General features: G+C 66.5%; 17 protein-coding genes. 12 read left to right on the top strand and 5 right to left on the bottom strand.

From position 1 onward, the window contains the following. Positions 1-81: 81 nt before the first annotated feature. The 8 genes from N825_RS28625 (at position 82) to egtD (ending at position 8607) form a co-directional block, all read left to right on the top strand. Positions 82-948: an isocitrate lyase/PEP mutase family protein gene (locus tag N825_RS28625; protein WP_051513402.1), complete on the top strand. Its 867-nt coding sequence runs from the start codon at positions 82-84 to the stop codon at positions 946-948. A gap of 112 nt (positions 949-1060) precedes the next feature. After that, entirely contained in the window at positions 1061-2047 is a 987-nt protein-coding gene (locus N825_RS28620) for a TRAP transporter substrate-binding protein (protein WP_037459426.1), read from the top strand. Continuing rightward, on the top strand, positions 2044-2574 hold the full coding sequence (locus N825_RS28615) for a TRAP transporter small permease (RefSeq protein WP_037459424.1): 531 nt from the start codon (positions 2044-2046) through the stop codon (positions 2572-2574). Before N825_RS28620 ends, N825_RS28615 begins: the two co-directional genes overlap by 4 nt. Continuing rightward, positions 2571-3860 (top strand): TRAP transporter large permease, encoded by a 1290-nt coding sequence (locus N825_RS28610; RefSeq protein ID WP_037459422.1) that lies wholly within the window; start codon positions 2571-2573, stop codon positions 3858-3860. Before N825_RS28615 ends, N825_RS28610 begins: the two co-directional genes overlap by 4 nt. A 136-nt stretch (positions 3861-3996) precedes the next feature. Then, complete coding sequence (locus N825_RS28605) at positions 3997-4989, top strand: TAXI family TRAP transporter solute-binding subunit (protein WP_157619598.1); 993 nt, start codon at positions 3997-3999, stop codon at positions 4987-4989. Between the two features lie 60 nt (positions 4990-5049). Next, entirely contained in the window at positions 5050-7119 is a 2070-nt protein-coding gene (locus N825_RS28600) for a TRAP transporter permease (RefSeq protein WP_037459475.1), read from the top strand. Positions 7120-7234: 115 nt separating this feature from the next. Continuing rightward, on the top strand, positions 7235-7516 hold the full coding sequence (locus N825_RS28595; protein WP_037459420.1) for a GNAT family N-acetyltransferase: 282 nt from the start codon (positions 7235-7237) through the stop codon (positions 7514-7516). 89 nt (positions 7517-7605) lie between these two features. Further along, positions 7606-8607 carry an L-histidine N(alpha)-methyltransferase gene (gene egtD, locus N825_RS28590; RefSeq protein ID WP_051513398.1) on the top strand — a complete coding sequence of 334 codons (1002 nt, stop codon included), beginning with the start codon at positions 7606-7608 and terminating at the stop codon, positions 8605-8607. A 16-nt stretch (positions 8608-8623) separates the two neighbouring features. Here the strand turns inward: egtD and N825_RS28585 are convergent, their stop codons facing one another. The 5 genes from N825_RS28585 to flgF all read right to left on the bottom strand — a co-directional run bounded on the left by N825_RS28585 (position 8624) and on the right by flgF (position 13734). Beyond that, positions 8624-9937 (bottom strand): Gfo/Idh/MocA family protein, encoded by a 1314-nt coding sequence (locus tag N825_RS28585; RefSeq protein ID WP_037459419.1) that lies wholly within the window; start codon positions 9935-9937, stop codon positions 8624-8626. A gap of 381 nt (positions 9938-10318) precedes the next feature. After that, positions 10319-11116, bottom strand: coding sequence for a flagellar basal body L-ring protein FlgH (flgH, locus tag N825_RS28580; RefSeq protein WP_037459418.1), 798 nt, complete (start codon positions 11114-11116; stop codon positions 10319-10321). A 100-nt stretch (positions 11117-11216) separates the two neighbouring features. Next, on the bottom strand, positions 11217-12170 hold the full coding sequence (gene flgA, locus N825_RS28575; protein ID WP_051513396.1) for a flagellar basal body P-ring formation chaperone FlgA: 954 nt from the start codon (positions 12168-12170) through the stop codon (positions 11217-11219). A gap of 15 nt (positions 12171-12185) precedes the next feature. Then, entirely contained in the window at positions 12186-12971 is a 786-nt protein-coding gene (gene flgG, locus N825_RS28570; protein ID WP_037459417.1) for a flagellar basal-body rod protein FlgG, read from the bottom strand. 37 nt (positions 12972-13008) lie between these two features. Then, positions 13009-13734 carry a flagellar basal-body rod protein FlgF gene (flgF, locus tag N825_RS28565; RefSeq protein WP_037459468.1) on the bottom strand — a complete coding sequence of 242 codons (726 nt, stop codon included), beginning with the start codon at positions 13732-13734 and terminating at the stop codon, positions 13009-13011. A gap of 482 nt (positions 13735-14216) precedes the next feature. Between flgF and N825_RS28560 the strand changes: the two genes are divergently transcribed. Genes N825_RS28560 through N825_RS28545 form a run of 4 tightly spaced genes read left to right on the top strand, consistent with a single transcriptional unit; the run spans position 14217 to position 17529 of the window. Beyond that, positions 14217-14804, top strand: a complete 588-nt coding sequence (locus N825_RS28560; RefSeq protein ID WP_037459416.1) for a flagellar basal body-associated FliL family protein — start codon at positions 14217-14219, stop codon at positions 14802-14804. Positions 14805-14844: 40 nt separating this feature from the next. Then, positions 14845-15927, top strand: coding sequence for a flagellar motor switch protein FliM (gene fliM / locus N825_RS28555; protein WP_037459415.1), 1083 nt, complete (start codon positions 14845-14847; stop codon positions 15925-15927). After that, complete coding sequence (locus N825_RS37070; RefSeq protein ID WP_051513395.1) at positions 15924-16676, top strand: DUF6468 domain-containing protein; 753 nt, start codon at positions 15924-15926, stop codon at positions 16674-16676. The genes fliM and N825_RS37070 overlap by 4 nt, the downstream gene beginning before the upstream one ends. Before the next feature lie 34 nt (positions 16677-16710). Next, on the top strand, positions 16711-17529 hold the full coding sequence (locus N825_RS28545; protein WP_051513393.1) for a MotE family protein: 819 nt from the start codon (positions 16711-16713) through the stop codon (positions 17527-17529). Positions 17530-17538 lie beyond the last annotated feature (9 nt).

Raw genomic sequence — 17538 nt, 5'->3', positions numbered from 1 at the left:
CGGTTGAAAGCGGTTTTGATGTCGACTAACGTTCTTATTGTATCCAAAGAACGCGACGAAACAAATCTAGGGAGACATGCCGTGAGTGACCTTCTGAAGCGCGCGCTGGCCGAACCCGGAGCGCTCGTGGCACCGGGCATCTTCGATCTTATATCGCTCCGGATCGCCGCGCGCTCGGGCTTCAAGGCCCTCTACATGACCGGCTATGGCACGGTGGCGTCGCATCTGGGGCTCCCCGACGCGGGATTGGCCTCGTTCCGGGACATGGTGACGCGGGTGGCGACCATGGCGGACGCCGCCGCCGAGTATGGCCTGCCCCTGATCGCCGACGGCGACACCGGCTATGGCGGCCTGCTGAACGTCGCCCACACGATCAAGGGCTACGAGGCGGCCGGCGCCGCCGCGATCCAGTTGGAGGACCAGAACTTCCCCAAGAAGTGCGGCCACACGCCGGGCCGGACGGTGATTCCCGCCGAGGAGATGGTGGACAAGATCAAGGTCGCGGTGGACACCCGGCGCGACGGGAACTTCCTGATCATCGCCCGGACCGACGCCCGCACGATCCATGGGCTGGACGAGGCGATCCGCAGGATGGCGCTCTACTCCGAGGCCGGCGCCGACATCCTGTTCGTCGAATCGCCGGAGAGTCGGGACGAACTCGTCCGGATCGGCCGGAGCTTCGACAAGCCCCTGGTCGCCAACATGGTGGAGGGTGGCCGCACGCCGGTCCTGAACGCGGCCGAGCTTGGCGACCTGGGCTTCAAGATCGCCCTCTATCCGGCCACCGGCTTCCTGGCGGTCGGCGCCGCCCTGACCGCCGCCTATTCGGAAATGGCCCGGCGCCAGGGCTCGGCAGTCGACGTGCCGCTGCACTCCTTCGAGGACTTCAACGAGTTGATGGGCTTCAAGGACGTGTGGGAGTTCGAGCGGCGCCACGCCCGGGGCTGAGGCCGGGACCCCGCAAGCGGGGATTGGGCCGGGACCCTGAACGCGACGCCAAGATCGCGCCTTCCGTCCGGTCGGGACGGGCACCAACCACACGATAGGAGATGGAAACCCCATGAGGAACACCTTGCTCGCGGCCGCGGCGGCCATTCTGCTGACCGCTCCGGCGTCATCCCAAACCATCACGCTCGCCTCGACCGTTCCGGACACCGGCGTCAACAAGATCGTCGTCGAACGCCTGCGCGAGGAGTTGTCCAAGAGCCTGCCGGACGCCGACATCGAGGTCTTCCTCGACGGCAGCCTCGGCGGCGAGCGTGAATTGGTCGATCTGGTCAAGATGGGCGAGACCCAGATCCACATGGGAGTCATCCACGCGGCCCAGTATTTCCCCGAGCTGGACGCCACCCTGGTGCCCTATCTCTTCCCGGATTACGCCTCGGTCGAGCGGTTCCTGGACAGCGATATCGGCGACCGGCTGAAAGTGGCGCTGGAGGAGCGCGGCAACGCCAAGTTCCTCGGCACCTATTTCCAGGGCGCCCGCTGGACGACGTCGAACAAGCCGTTCCGGACGCTGGACGAGTTGCGCGGCATCAAGGTCCGCATGCCGGAGATCCCGCTGTGGATCCAGATCTGGTCCGGCCTCGGCGCCGTCACCACGCCGATGCCGTCGCCCGAGGTGTTCTCCGGTCTCCAGACCGGCGTGATCGACGCCCAGGAGAACATGCTGAGCAATATCCTCGGGCGCCGCCTGCACGAGGTCCAGAGATACCTGATCGATACCGCCCACCAGCAAAGCTACGTCACGGTCATGGCCAACCTCGACTTCTGGAACGACCTGGAGGACGGCGAGCGCGAGGCGATCCAGGCGGCGGTCGACGCCGCCACGGCGATGGGCACCAAGGCCGCATATCAGGAGAACGAGGAGATCACCGCCGAGATCATCAAGGCTGGGCTGGAGCGGATCGAGCCCGCGACCGAGTTCCGCCAACAGGCCATGCCGATCATCGAGAAGGCCGCCCGCGCCCAGCTCGAGGAGGGCGTCTATGACGCCGCGGTCGCGAGCATCGCCGCCGGCGATGGCGCGGGCGGGGGTAGCCAATGAGAAAGGCGATCGACGTCGTCTCGGGGGCCGCCGAGGCCCTGGCCTGCCTGAGCTTCGCGCTGTTCCTGCTCGCGATCCTGGGACAGGTCGTCTACCGGTACCTCGGCTTCAGCCTCGTCTTCAGCGAGGAACTGGCCCGGATGATGAACGTCTATGTCGTCTTCATCGGGCTGGTCGCCGTCACCCGCCATGACGGCCATATCCGGATCGACCTGCTGGAGCGGATGATCGGAGAGGACGGCCGCGCCTCGCGGGCTTTGCGGAGGGTGCATCTGGTACTGACATCCTCGTTCCTGGTCATGGTCGCGATCGGTTCGTGGAACCTGACCGTCAGCGGCTGGGACAGCCGGCTCGCCACCGTCGCGTGGATCAGCCATGGACACGTCTATCTGGCGCCGCTGGTCGGCAGCGCGCTGGCGTCCGTCGTCGTCCTGATGCGCCTGGTCGAGAGCTTGGCGCCCGCGACTCCGGACTCGTCCCGGACGGCTCCCGGCACGGCCGGCGCGGGGATGGAGGCGAAGCCATGACGATCGGACTTCTCGCGATGCTCGGGCTGGTGGCGCTGCTGCTGATCGGCCTGGGCGCCAGCTTCGCGCTCGGCTGGGCCAGCGTCGGGTACTTCGCCGCCACCCGCGGCGTCGAGAACATTCCCTTCACCATCATCGCCCAGAGGCTGGTGGCCGGCGTCGACTCGTTCACCCTGCTGGCGATACCGCTATTCATCCTGGTCGGCCACCTGATGAACGACTCGGGCGCCACGACACGGCTGTTCGGTTTCGCCAACGCGCTGGTGGGGCATTTCCGGGGTGGGCTGGCGCATGTCAACGTGCTCGCCAGCATGCTGTTCGCGGGGATGTCGGGGTCCGGCACGGCGGATGCCGCCGGCTTGGGCGCCATCGAGATGCGGGCCATGCGGGATGCCGGCTACGATGACAAGACGACCATCGGCGTCACCGTCAGTTCCTCCCTGATCGGCCCGATCATCCCGCCCAGCATTCCAGCGATCCTCTACGCGGTGCTGGCCCAGGTCAGCGCCACCGACATGCTGCTGGCCGGGGTTATCCCGGGACTGCTGATGGCGGGGGCGCTGATGCTGATGGCGGCCTGGTACGCGCGGCGGCGCGACCTGCCCAAGGGGGAGTTCCCGGGCTTCCGGGCGCTGGCCGGGCATTTCGTCAGCTCCTTCGCGACGCTCATGACGCCGGTCGTCCTGATGGGCGGCATCCTGTTCGGCCTGTTCACCGCGACCGAGGCGGCGGCCGTCGCGTCGTTGTGGGCTTTCCTGCTGGCGACGCTAGTCTACCGGAACATGGGGTTGTCGCAGCTGGTCACGGTGTTCCGCAGGGCGACCTACGATTCGGCGGTCATCCTGTTCATCCTGGCGTGTTCCGCCCTGTTCGCCTGGGTCCTGACCCGGGGCAGGGTGCCCGACACGATCGCCCAATGGATCGCCAACCTGACCACCAGCCCGGCCCTGGTGATGGCGCTGATCATCGCCTTCCTGCTGTTCATCGGCTGCTTCATGGCGGTGTCGGTCGCGATCAACATCCTGACCCCGATCCTGGTGCCGATCGCGATGTCGTTCGGCTACGACCCGGTCCATTTCGGGATCGTGATGATCATGCTGCTGGTGATCGGCGAGGCGACGCCGCCGTTCGGCATGGTGCTGTTCGTCATCACCAAACTATCGGGGCGGCCGTTCGAATTCGTGACGCTCGCGGCCTTGCCCTGGCTGGGCGCCATCCTGGCCGTGGTGATCCTGGTGGCGTTGTTCCCACCCTTGGCGTTATGGCTTCCGGGTCTGGCGGGATGATGGTTCCCGAAAGCGGTCGCGGAAGATCGGGGAGGCGATCTTCCCACCTTGGATAATCCGATATGGTGACAAGTCGCGCGTCAGCGGCCATGATCCCCCGGCCAACAGCATTCAAGAGGGGACTGCCGTGAGCTTCATGACAAGCAAACGCCGCTTGGCGATCGGAGCGGTGCTTGGCGCCATAACGCTCGGAACCGCCACGCTCGGAATCACGGGGGCGCTGGCCCAGGCGCCAGCGTTCTTCCGCATCGGAACCGGCGGCACAGCCGGCACCTACTATCCCGTGGGCGGCCTGATCGCCAACACCATCTCCGCGACCGGCGGCGGCGTGCAGGGCTTGGTGGCGACCGCCGTGTCGTCCAACGGCTCGGTCGCCAACATCAGCGCCGTCAACGGCGGCTCGCTGGAGTCGGGCTTCTCCCAGTCCGACGTCGCCTATTGGGCCTATACCGGCACCGGCCTGTTCGAGGGCAAGGGCAAGATCGAGAACCTGCGCGCCATCGCGACGCTCTATCCCGAGACGATCCATCTGGTCGCCACCAAGAATTCCGGCATCAAGTCGGTCGCCGACCTCAAGGGCAAGCGGGTGTCGCTGGACGAGCCGGGCTCGGGCACCCTGGTCGACGCGCGCATCGTGCTGGGCGCCTACGGACTGACCGAGAAGGACGTCAAGGCGGAATACCTCAAGCCCGGTCCGGCCGGCGACCGCCTGCGCGACGGCGCGCTCGACGCCTACTTCTTCGTCGGCGGCTATCCGACCGGCGCCATCTCGGAACTGGCGACCTCCAGCGGGATCACGCTGGTGCCGATCGCGGGGCCGCAGGCCGAGAAACTGCTGTCGGAGTACCAGTTCTTCGCGAAGGACACGGTTCCCGCCGGGACCTACCGCGATGTCCCGGAAACGCCGACCATCTCGGTCAACGCCCAGTGGGTGACCAGCGCCAAGCAATCGGACGAGCTGGTCTACAACATCGTCAAGGCGCTGTGGAGCGACAACTCCCGCGCGGTCCTGGACACCGGCCACGCCAAGGGCAAGCTGATCACGCTGAACAACGCCACCAATGGCGTCGCCATCCCGTTCCACCCCGGCGCCGAGAAGTTCTATCGCGAGAAGGGCGTGCTCCAGTAGGAGCCGCCTGACACCTTTTCCGGTCAAGCCTGAGTAAAACTGAGAAACCTTGGAATGCCGATGACCGATCCATCGCGCGAACAGCCGCATCTGTCCAAAAACGCGCTCGAACTCGACCCGGAAAAGGCGAAGGAGCTGGAGGAGAAATTCGACTCCGAGATCCGCTTCCGGCCGCTGGCGCCCACCGCCGGCTGGCTGGTCGGCGGGCTTCTCGTGGTCCTGTCGATCTTCCATTACTACACGGCGGGCTTCGGCCTGCTGTCCGAGATGACCCACCGGGGCATCCACCTGTCCTTCGTGCTGGGGCTGGTGTTCCTGGTCTTCCCCTTCTCCAAGCGGGGATACGACCGGCCGATCGAGAACTCGATCCTGCGGCCGCTCGGCATCTCGCTGATGGATTGGGCGCTCGCCGTCGGCGCGGTGGTCGCGGTGCTGCACGTGCCGCTGATCCCGCTCGACGACCTGGCGTTCCGGGTCGGCAACCCGACGACGACGGACGTGGTCCTGGGCGGCATCCTGATCCTGGTGCTGCTGGAGGCGACCCGCCGCTCGGTCGGCTGGCCCCTGCCGATCATCGCGCTGCTATTCATGGGCTACGCGATCTGGGGGCCGTCGATGCCCGGCATCCTGATCCATCCCGGCGCCACGTTTCCCCAACTGGTCGACCACCTCTACCTGACCACGCAGGGCGTCTACGGCATAGCGTTGGGCGTGGTGGCGACCTATGTCTTCCACTTCGTCCTGTTCGGCGTGTTCGCCACCCGGATCGGGCTGGGCCAGTTGTTCCTGGACTGCGCCGCCTGGGTCGCCGGACGCTTCGCCGGCGGTCCGGCCAAGGTCTCGATCTTCGGCTCGGCCCTGTTCGGCATGATCTCCGGCTCGTCGGTCGCCAACACGGTGACGGTCGGCTCGCTGACCATCCCGGCGATGATCCGGCTCGGCTACAAGCCGCATTTCGCCGCCGCGGTTGAGGCGACCGCCTCGACTGGCGGCCAGATCACGCCACCGATCATGGGGGCGGCAGCCTTCCTGATGATCGAGTTCCTGGGCCTGCCCTACACGACCATCATCATCGCGGCGATCGTGCCGGCCTTCATGCATTTCTTCGGCGTGCTGATGCAGGTCCACTTCGAGGCCAAGCGCACCGGTCTGCGCGGCTTGCGGCCCGATGAGATGCCAGACCTGAAGGCGGCGTTCCGGCGAGACTGGCCGACGGTGATCCCGCTGGTCGTCCTGATCGGCATCCTGCTGGCGGGCTACACCCCGTACATGGCGGCGTTCTGGGGCATCACGCTCTGCATCCTGGTCGGCCTGTTCAATCCACGCAATCGCATGAGCGTCGGCGACGTGCTGGTGGGATTGCGCGACGGCGCAAAATACGCGCTGGCGGTGGGCGCCGCCGCCGCGACCGTCGGAATCGTGGTCGGCGTCGTGACGCTGACTGGAGTCGGCTTCAAGATCTCGTTCATCGTGACGTCCACCGCGGCGGACATGGCGGCGTGGATCGGCGCGTTCCTGCCGATGGGCTGGACGGCCCCGCAGACGCTGACCCTGCTGTTCACCCTGATCATGACCGGCATCGTCTGCATCCTGATGGGCTGCGGCATCCCGACCACCGCCAACTACATCATCATGGCGACCATCGCCGCGCCGACCCTGGGCCTGCTGGGCGTCAACCCGCTGGTGGCCCACTTCTTCGTCTTCTACTACGGGGTCCTGGCCGACATCACGCCCCCGGTGGCCCTGGCGGCCTACGCCGCGGCGGGAATGGCGGGCGCCGACCCGTTCAAGACCGGAAACACGGCGTTCCGCCTGGGCTTGGGCAAGGTGCTGGTGCCCTTCGTCTTCGTCTTCTCGCCCTCCCTGCTGCTGGTGGCCCCCGGCTTCACCTGGCCCGACTTCATCATCGCCTTCGCCGGCTGCATCATCGGGATCACCTGCCTGAGCGCCGCGCTGTCCGGCTGGCTGATGACGACGGCCCGCGTCTGGGAGCGGGTGCTTCTGGGGGTCGCCGCGATCCTGCTGGTGGCGCCGGAAATCTACTCCTCCCTTCTTGGGTTGGCGCTGATCGTCCCGGTGCTGGTCCGCCAGATCACCGCCTGGCGGGCGGAGGCGCCGGCCATGGCGTGATCAGCGGGGTGGCTAGCACCCATTATCTCACGGGGGTGGCCGGTTGCCGGCGAACCAAGCGGCCACCCCGACTGTTCCCATTCCAGGATGGGACCCAGCGTGAGGAGAACGCCCCGTGGCGGAAGTTACCGATAATGAGGCGCGGCACCGGTACGAGATGACCGTCGACGGCACCGTCGCCTTCATCAAATACATGATGCGGGACGATGCCATCGTCCTGGTCCATACCGAAGTGCCCGACGCGCTGTCCGGGCACGGCGTTGGCTCCAAGCTGGTGCGTGGCACCCTTGATGATATCCGGCGCCGGGGTTTGAAGGTCGTGCCGAGTTGCACCTTCGTGCGCGGCTTCCTGGACAAGCATCCCGAATACCAGGATCTCGTCCGCGCGACCGACTAGGCGAACGATCCGCGGACGGCGCCCGCCGCCCACGTCGCCCAACTGGCCGATCCGCTTTCCGGCCAAATCAATCACGATGGGGAATCAAGATGACGGATGGAACAGCCAGCCGCCGTGACCACATGCCCGCGACCAAAGCGGATTGGGACGCCGACTTCCTCAAGGACGTTCTCGACGGCCTCGGCCGGACGGTCAAGGCTCTACCCGCCAAGTATTTCTATGATGAACGGGGCTCCAAGCTGTTCGACCGGATCTGCGAGTTGGACGAGTATTATCCGACGAGGACGGAGACGGCCATCCTGTCGCGACACGCAGGCGACATCGCGGAGCGGCTGGACCGGGGAATGACGCTGGTGGAACTCGGCAGCGGGTCGAGCGTCAAGGTGCGCCTGCTGCTGGACGTGCTCGACGAGCCCGCCGCCTATGTTCCGGTCGATATCTCCGGCGAGCATCTCGAAGCCTCGGCGGCGCGGCTGGCGGCGGATTATCCAGATCTGACGGTCAAGCCGATCCACGCCGATTACAACCGCCCTTTTCCCTTGTCGGTGAAGGGTGGCCCGGAACGCGCGTTGGCGTTCTTCCCGGGATCGACGATCGGCAATTTCTCGCCGGATGAGGCCAAAGCCTTCCTGGCGCGCCTGGGTCGGCAATTGGGAGTGGGCGGCCGGCTGCTGATCGGCGTCGATTTGAAGAAGGACAAGGCGCGTCTGGAAGCCGCTTACAATGACGCGTCCGGGGTGACGGCGGCGTTCAATCTGAACTTGCTGGAGCGGATCAACCGCGAGCTGGACGGCACCTTCGACCTTTCCAGCTTCGCCCACCGGGCTTTCTATAATGACCAGCTCGGCCGGATCGAGATGCACCTGGAGAGCCTTCGGCCCCAGACGATTACGGTCGCCGGGGTGCCGTTCCGTTTTCAAGAGGGCGAGACGATCCACACCGAGGTGTCGCACAAATATGCGGTCGCCGAGTTCGCCGACTTGGCGCGCGAGGCGCATTGGGATTTGGAGGAAACCTGGACGGACGCCGAGGATCTATTCAGCGTCCATCTGCTGACAGCCATCGGAGCGCCGTCCCGGCTTCGCGCCTGAACGCGGCTCCGGAGCCTCAACCCTCCTGTCGAGGCTCCGGACCCCGTGTCGCGTCCAACTCGCCAACCGCCGCCAGACTGACCGGAGCCATGGTCCTGGCCGATTCGTACAGCGCCTCCATCACGATATGGTCCTGCAGACCTTCCTGACCCGGCGTGTGCGGAACCCGGTTCTCCTTGACGCAGGTCGCCATGTGGTCGATCTCCAGGGCGAACTGGTTCCGTTGGGGCAGGCGTAACCTTTCGATGGATTCCGCCTTGCCCTCGCGATGGGCGACGCGCAGTTCCTGGCCCTCGTAGGCGAAGGCGTTCTCCAGGTTGATCCAGCCCTTCTCGGCTCGCACCCGTAGGTCCTTGCTCTCATGGGCGCCATAGCTGGACGAGCAATTGGCGATGGTCCCGGAGGGGAAGCGCAGCATGAAGCCGATCGTCTCCTCGACCTCCCGGTAGCGCGGGTCGCCATCGGGATTGAAGATCCGTGCGAAGACCTCGACCGGCTCCTCGCCAGTGATGGCGCGCGCCGTGTTGAGGCAGTACAGCCCGATGTCTGGAAGGGCTCCGCCGCCTGCCAGCGCCTTCTTGAAGCGCCACTGGTCGGCGGGCCCCATCACCTGGGTGTTGGTCGCCTCGATGAACCGCGCCGCACCCAACTCGCCGGAGCGCATCCGTTGGATCGTCTCCCGGTTATAGGGTTCGTACTGGCAGCGATAGGCGATCATGAGCTTGACGCCGGCCTGATCGCAGGCGGCGATCATGTCGCGGGCCTCGGCGGAGTTGTTCGCCATCGGCTTTTCGCAGAGGACATGCTTGCCCGCCTTGGCGGCGCGCGTCACGTATTCTCGATGCATGCCATTGGGCAGCACGACATAGACGGCCTGGATCTGGGGATTGTCGGCGATCCGGTCGAAATCTTGGTAATCATAAACCGCCGAGTCCGAAATGCCATGCTGGGCCGCGACCAGCTTGGCCTTCTCGGGCGAGCCAGAAACCAGCGCCACGGCGCGAGCCTTCTTGCACTCGGCGAAGGCCGGCAAGATCTGCTCCAGCGACAATCGGCCAAGCCCGACGATCGCGAAACCGACCCGCTGATCCGGCGGCAGCGGTGCCGGAGGCGCAGGCGATGGCCGGTCCGCCTCACCCCGCCAATTGGGGAACTCGACCTTGCCGCCTTCCACCTTTCCGGTATCCAGTGGCGAAGGGCCGGGGAGTGCCGGACCCGTCGCCGCGTTGGCGACGCCGATGATGGCGGGGGCGGCGACGGCGGTCAGCAATCCGGCGGAACCCGTTCTGATCAGGTTCCGCCGGGATAGCGATGGGATTTCAAACGACATGGCGTCCGGAAGTGGGGGCCAGAATTTTGGCGATGAGGTTTTGGCCGAATGCCGGCTCAGATGACGCCGATCACCAGCAACACGACGATCACGATCACCGGAACGCCCATCATCCAGAGGATTCCACCTTTCAACATCGTCAATCTCCCTTCAGTTGACCAACCGATCATCCTCGGTTTGGAAAGTACAACAGCGGGTGGAGGGATTTATCACGCTCGGGGGCGGGAAACGGTTGGTGATGGACAGCGCGCCATCCCCCCACCCGCCCGGGCGCATACGCGGCGCGCCTGCCTTCGGAACGCCCGCGGGGCGCTCCTGGTCTGAACCAGGGCGCCCCGCCATCGGCAACCAAGTCTCGGGTGTCGAACCGGTCCGGCTCGATCAGAACGGCATGATGATGTCGAAGATCTGCTGGCCGTAGCGGGGCTGCTGGACGTCGGTGATCTGGCCGCGGCCGCCGTAGGAGATGCGGGCCTCCGCGATCTTCTCGTAGCTGATCGAGTTGGCGGAGTTGATGTCCTCCGGCCGGATCACGCCGGACAGCAGCAGTTCGCGCACCTCGAAGTTGACCCGGACCTCCTGGCGGCCCTGAAGCACCAGGTTGCCGTTGGGCAGCACGTCGGTGATCAGGGCCGCGACCTGGAGGGTGATCGTCTCCTTGCGGTTGATCTGGCCGGTGCCCTTGTTGCTGGTGTCGCTGGTCAGGCCCAGCAGGCTGTCGCGGCCGCCCGGTTCGTACTGGGTCGAGTTGCCGTCCAGCTTGCCTTCCAGCAGCGCTTTGGCGGCGCTGGTGCCGGGCAGGATCTTGTTGAGGTCGAAGCCGAAGACCTCGGGCATGCCGGCGTTCTCGCTGTTGGCGCGGGTCCGGGTGGTCTGGTTGTTGAGCTGGGCCTGGTCGTTGATGTTGATCGTGACCGTCAGGATGTCGCCGACCCGGCTCGCCCGCTGATCCTTGAAGAACGCCCGGGCGCCCGACCGCCACAGCGAGTTGGCCTCGCGCACTCCCGTCTGCGGCGCCGGCATCGGCAGGCTGACCGGCACGTAACCGGGGACGCGGTTCGGGTTCTCGATCTGCGTCAGGGCCGGGGTGCCTCCGACATCGGCCAGACGGCTCGCGGCGTTGCAGGCGGAGAGGGAAGCGGCGGCGGCGGCGATCAGGGCGATGCGGGCGAGGGACATGGCGGAATTCCTAGGAGGGTCGGGCCGTTGGGCGGGCGGTCGGCGGCTCGGGAGGGTCGGCGCCGGAGGGCTCGGATTGGGTTGTTTCGGACTTGCTGGATCAGTTGAGCGCGGTGGCGCCGGGCTTCATGACGGCGACCTGGTTGGGGCCGGTCACGACCGCCTCGACGGTCCGGTTGCTCATCGTGTTGACGACGCGGATCACCGCTCCGTCGGCGCCGGCTTCCAGGGCCTTGCCCTGGGCGGTCAGCATCATCGACTTGTGCTGGAGCACCATGGTGACCAGCGCGCCCTTGTTGACGACCTGCGGCTGCTGGATGTCACGGGCCCGGACCGGGGTGTTGGCGGTGATCAGCCGGCGCGGGGTCTGGCCGACCAACTCGTCGGCGTTCCGCAGCAGTTCGGCGCCGATCCGGTTCATGCGGACCTCGGTGAAGCCGATGTCGCCCGCTGTGATGACCTCGCCGGGCTTGACGCGCTTGGTCAGGACGGGAACCTCGATGATCGCGGCGACCCGGCCGGAGATCATGGTGCGGGTCTGGTCCGGACCGTCGGCCGGCGTCACGACGACGCCGTTGAAGCGGCCCTGGACTTGGTCGAAGGACACCGACTCCAGCCGCAGTGTCGCGGCCTGACCGGTCGGCAGATGCAGTTCGACCAGCTTGTTGTCCAGATCGACATCCAGGCGGTCGGCGTCGGTGCGGTCCGCCAGTTCGGTGGCGACGGCGGCGCGGATCATCTCGGCGTTGACGACCGCGCTGTCGCGGGTCACCACGATCCGGTCGAACGCGCTGGCCGGACGCCAGGACAGCTGATGGTACGAGGCCAGCCGGTACAGGAAGTTGGCGTCGTAAGTGGCGCGCTTGCCCGGCGCCGGGGCGCGGCCGATCTGCTCGCCGGCCTTGTCGCCGACATCGTCGAACAGGTCGCCCAGCCGGACGGTGTCGCCGTCGATGGTGGCGTCGGCCCGCAGGGTGGCGGCCTCGGCTGTGGAGAGGGAGAGGGCGGAAATGGAGAGCGCCGCGGCGAGGACGATCCGGGAGAGCTTGTTCATCTATCGATCCTCCGCTTAGCGCAGTTGGCTGGTGGTGGTCATCATCTGGTCGGTCGTGCTGATCACCTTCGAGTTCATCTCGTAGGCGCGCTGCGCGGTGATCAGGTTGGTGATCTCGGCCACGATGTTGACGTTGCTGGTTTCCAGGGCGCCCTGCACCAGCCGGCCATAGCCGGGGGCGGCGGGGTTGCCGGGAACGGCGTCGCCAGACGCGGGGGTCGCCAGCAGCAGGTTGCTGCCGATCGCCTCCAGGCCGGCGTCGTTGGGGAACACGGCCAACTGGATCTGGCCGACCGTCTGCGGCTGGATCTGCCCGTCCAGCTTGACCTGGACCTCGCCGCTGGCGTTGACCGTGATGTCGACCGCGTCGGCCGGAACGACGATGCCGGGCTGCACGGTGTAGCCATCCGAGGTGACCACGGTGCCTTCGGCGTTGATCTGGAAGGAACCGGCCCGGGTATAGCCGGTGCCGCCGTCGGGCATGGTGATCTGGAAATAACCCTGGCCGTTGACCGCGAGGTCCAGCGCGTTGTCGGTGACCGACAGGTTGCCCTGCTCGTTGATCCGGTAGACGGCGGCGGCCTTGACGCCCGCGCCGATCTGGATGCCCGAGGGAACGATCGTGCCGGCATCCGACGAGGTCGAGCCGACGCGGCGCTGATTCTGGTACAGCAGGTCCTGGAACTCGGCGCGCTGGCGCTTGTACCCGGTGGTGGTCATGTTGGCGATGTTGTTCGAGATCGTCTCGACGTTCAGCTGCTGGGCCAACATGCCGGTGGTGCCGATGCTCAGGCTACGCATGGGATGATCCTCTTTCTCTTCAGGTGTAGCCGGGGCTTCAGCTCAGCCGGGACAGTTTGGTGATGGCGTTGCGCTGCCGTTCGTGCTCGGCGTCGATGATCTTCTGGTTGTTCGCGTATTGCCGCGAGATCTCGATCATCTGGGTCATCTCGACGACGGACTGGACGTTGCTGTCCTCGACGGCGCCCTGGATGACTTTGGTGTTGGGGGCCGGCCGCGGCTCCTCGTCGGCGGTGTAGAGCCCACCACCCAGTTCCTTCATGAACTGCTCGCGCTCGAACCGGACCACCTTCAGGCGGCCGATCTGGCCCTGCGACGACGACACCATGCCGTCCGCCGTGATCGTGATGGCGCCCGCGTTCTGCGGGACGGTCAGCGGGTTGTCCTGCTCGTCCAGGACCGGAAGGCCGTTGACGTCGACGATCTGGCGGTCGAGGTCCAGGGTCAAGTGGCCGTTGCGGGTGAACTTCTGACCGTCGCGGGTCTCGACCGCGAGGTAGCCGTCGCCTTGCAGCGCCACGTCCAGCGGGTTGTTGGTCGAGGTGATAGGGCCGGGGGCGGTGTTGCGCAGGACGCCGTAGTCCTGAACCATCGAGACCTTCTCGACCGGCGTCGCCGCCGGCTTGGCCAGATACTCCAGGAACATCATGCGCTGGTTCTTGTAGGAGGGCGTCGTCATGTTCGCGAGGTTGTTGGCGACGACGTCCATCTGCCGGCGCAGCGCGTCCTGACGCGACAGGGCGATGTAGATGGGGTTTTCCATGATCGTCGCTCTCGCTTCCAGTGTCCGAGGTTCGGCGCCCGTCGCCATCCCACGATCCCCATTGCAGACGGCGTGCCAGATCCTGGGGCGATGGTGGAAACCCGCGTGGCCGCTGGAGAAGACGCTCCCGGCACACCGCCGCGATGGCTGTCGTCGGAGATGGGAGCAGGGATTGCCCGGCACAATTTGCCGGTGCCGCGCCGCCATGGGTGGGAAAAGGATGCCGGGGCGGGGTGAGCACCCGCGCGCGGGACCGGGCGGGCGCCAGCGCTCCCTGGCGTCCGCGCGAGCCTTATCCGGCATAACCTCGAATGTCGGTGTATATTATGATTAAAAATAAATAAAGGTTGCGGTGGTCCAACCTTTGCATCGGATAGTCCCCGTTAATAAAGCCGCGTAGCTTCAATGACTTGTTAACTATCCCGAGTTAACTGTTTACCTAGTTTTTCGCACGCGCGGCGGTCGCAGGGAGCCCAGTGATTATGGCGGGTGCAACACACGAAGAGGATGATGCCGCGGGCGATGCCGTCCCGCGGAAAAAGTTCAGCGGCAAGAAGCTGGTGCTGTTCGTCGTCCTGCCCTTGCTGCTGGTGCTTGGGGGCGGCGCCGCCGCGTTCTTCGCCGGCGTCTTCAGCCCGGCCGAGCCGGCGGCGGAGGAGGGGCATGGCGAGGCCGCGGCCAGCACCGAGGCGGCTCCCGCCCATGGAGAACCGGCCAAGGGCGGCGGCGACCACGGCGCCCCCGCCGGGGGTCATGGCGGTGGAGGCGGCATGTTCTTCAACGTCCCCGATCTGGTGGTCAACCTGAACAGCACCGGGCGCCGTCCCAGCTTCCTCAAGATCAGCATCAGCATCGAGGTCACCAAGCCGGAGGATGTTCCGGAGATCGAGAAGGTCATGCCCCGCATCGTCGATAACTTCCAGGTCTATCTGCGCGAACTCCGGCTGGAGGATCTGCGGGGTTCGGCCGGCATCTACCGCCTGCGCGAGGAGCTATTGATGCGGGTCGGGGTGGCGGCCCAGCCGGTGCAGGTCAAGGATGTCCTGTTCCGCGAAATGCTGATCCAGTGACCTTGTACGGAATGGCGCGAAGCGTGACGGGACCAATGGCATGAGCGACCCCAAGCTGGACGGCCTGAGCGAGGAGGAACGGCTGGCCGCCGAATGGGCGGCGCTGGCCGACGAGGGCAGCGACGGCGGCGGCGGCGAAGGCGGCGGCACCTCGACCCGCGTCCTCAATCAGGACGAGATCGACAGCCTGCTGGGCTTCGACAGCGATGGCGCCGGCGACGGCGACAATTCCGGGCTGATGGCGCTGGTCAACAGCGCGCTGGTCAACTACGAGCGCCTGCCCATGCTGGAGGTGGTGTTCGACCGCCTCGTCCGCATGATGTCGACCTCGCTCCGCAACTTCACCTCGGACAACGTCGAGGTCAGCCTGGACCAGATCTCGTCGGTCCGCTTCGGCGATTACCTCAACTCGATCCCGCTGCCGGCCATGCTGTCGGTCTTCAAGGCGGAGGAGTGGGACAACTACGGCCTGATGGTGGTCGACAGCGCGCTGATATACTCGATCGTCGACGTGCTGCTGGGCGGCAGGCGCGGCACCGCCGCGATGCGGATCGAGGGCCGTCCCTACACCACGATCGAGCGCAACCTGGTCGAGCGCATGGTCCATGTCGTGCTGAGCGACCTGTCCGCCGCCTTCGATCCGCTGTCGCCGGTGACCTTCCGCTTCGACCGGCTGGAGACCAACCCGCGCTTCGCGACCATCGCGCGCCCGGCCAACGCCGCCGTGCTGGCCAAGCTGCGGATCGACATGGAGGATCGCGGCGGCCGGCTGGAGCTGCTGATCCCCTACGCGACGCTGGAACCGGTGCGCGAATTACTGCTTCAGATGTTCATGGGCGAGAAGTTCGGCCGTGACTCGATCTGGGAAACCCACTTGGCGAGCGAGCTTTGGATGACCGAGGTCCAGATCAGCGCCGTGCTGGACGAGATCACGGTCCAGCTCTACGACGTGCTCAATTGGAAGGTCGGCACCCGCATCCTGCTGAACGCCACGCCCGACGACACGATCGAGCTGCGCTGCGGCGACGTCTCCATGTTCGACGGCCGCATGGGGCGGAAAGGCGGCCATATCGCCGTCCGGATCGAGCGCGAGGCGCCGCGCGAGGAGGATACCCGGCGATGAGCATCACCTTTCCCCTCATCCTGGACTTGCTGATCGTCGTCCTGCTGTCGGCGACAATCGGCTTTTCCATCGTGCTGAACCGTAGGCTCAATCGCCTGCGCGAGAACAAGGACGAGCTGGACGCGCTGGTCAAGGGCTTCGCCGACGCGGCGGGCCGGGCGGAGACCAGCGTCGCCGGCATGAAGGAGACGGCGGCCAAGGTCGCCGACACCCTGCAGAAATCGATCGACCGTGCCCAGAACCTGCGCGACGAGCTTCAATTCATGATCGAGGCGGCGGACAGTCTGGCGAGCCGGCTGGAAGGATCGGTCGGCACCCACACGCTGCGCGCCGCCACAGGGCCATCGCCCGCCGCGATCAAGGCGGCCGGAGCGTCGCGGTCGCGGGACGGGCTGTCGGGGAATTCTTCCGGTGGGCAGCCATCCGGTCAGGCGCCTTTGTCGGCGAGCGGTCCCAACCGCCCCGCCATGATGGACTCGCCAAAGCGCCGCGCGTCGGGAGCGCCGAACTCCCAAGCCGAGGCTCAGCACAACTCCGCCCACAACGCCCAGCACAACCCGTCGCACACCCCACAGTCCGGCGACGCTTACGAACCCCGGCGCGAGCCGCGCCAGGACCAGCGGAAGCCACCCGTGTCCTCGAACGAGGAGCGTCAGGAGCCGCCGCCGCCGAACCCACCGCCGCCGCCACACGAGGCCCGCTCGCGGGCTGAGCGCGAGTTGCTGCGTGCCCTTGAAAACCTGCGTTAGAACCCGCGCCAGATCCAGCGTCGAGACCACCGCCATGTCCAAAACCACCAGCACCAGGAAATCCCCGGCCACCACCCAGGCGCCCTCTCGGAGCCCGGCGAAGGCGGCCCCCGTCCAGGCTCCCATCACCACGTTTAGCCTGCCGTCGCGCTTCCGCCCGAGACTGTTGCCGCTGACGATCTTCGTCGCGGTGCTGATGCTGGGGGTGCGGGTCGGCGACATCTGGCTGGCGCTGGGTAGCGGCATGCGGGACCCGTTCACCATCGCGCAGGCGAAGGAACCGGCCGCTCCCGCACCCGCGGCGGCGCCTCCCGCGGCAACTCCGGAGGCGTCTCCGGCGGTCCCCCACACTCCGGCCCCGGCCAGCCGCGCGGCGTCCCCGGTGCCGCCGTTGCGGATGGTGACGGCCTCGACCGAGGAGCATGGCGAGGAGGGCTTCGGCAATGTCCAGGCCGAGGTGTTCCAGCGGCTGACCGAAAGGCGGGAGGAACTCGACCGGCGGAGCCGCGAACTGGACCAGCGCGATGCCCTGCTGACCGCCGCACAGCAGCGGATCGATCAGAAGGTCGCCGAACTGACCGAGCTGCGGACCAACATCGAGGGACTGCTGCGGCAGGTCGACGAGAAGCAGGTCGCCCAGCTGGAAAGCCTGGTCAAGATCTACGAGACCATGAAGCCCAAGGATGCCGCCCGGATCTTCGAGGCGCTGGAGATGCCGGTGCTGCTCGACGTGGTGGAGCGGATGCGCGAGGGCAAGAGCGCCCCGATCCTGGCCGCCATGGACCCCCTGAAGGCCAAGGAGGTAACGGCGTCCCTGATGGAGCGCCGCGCCCTGCCAACCGCGACCCAATAAGCCGATCCC

Origin of the sequence: Skermanella stibiiresistens SB22, from assembly GCF_000576635.1 — a bacterium.
Taxonomy (GTDB): Bacteria; Pseudomonadota; Alphaproteobacteria; order Azospirillales; family Azospirillaceae; genus Skermanella; species Skermanella stibiiresistens.
Note: the sequence above shows the minus strand (reverse complement) of the source record. Positions and strands in the feature narration are given on the sequence as shown.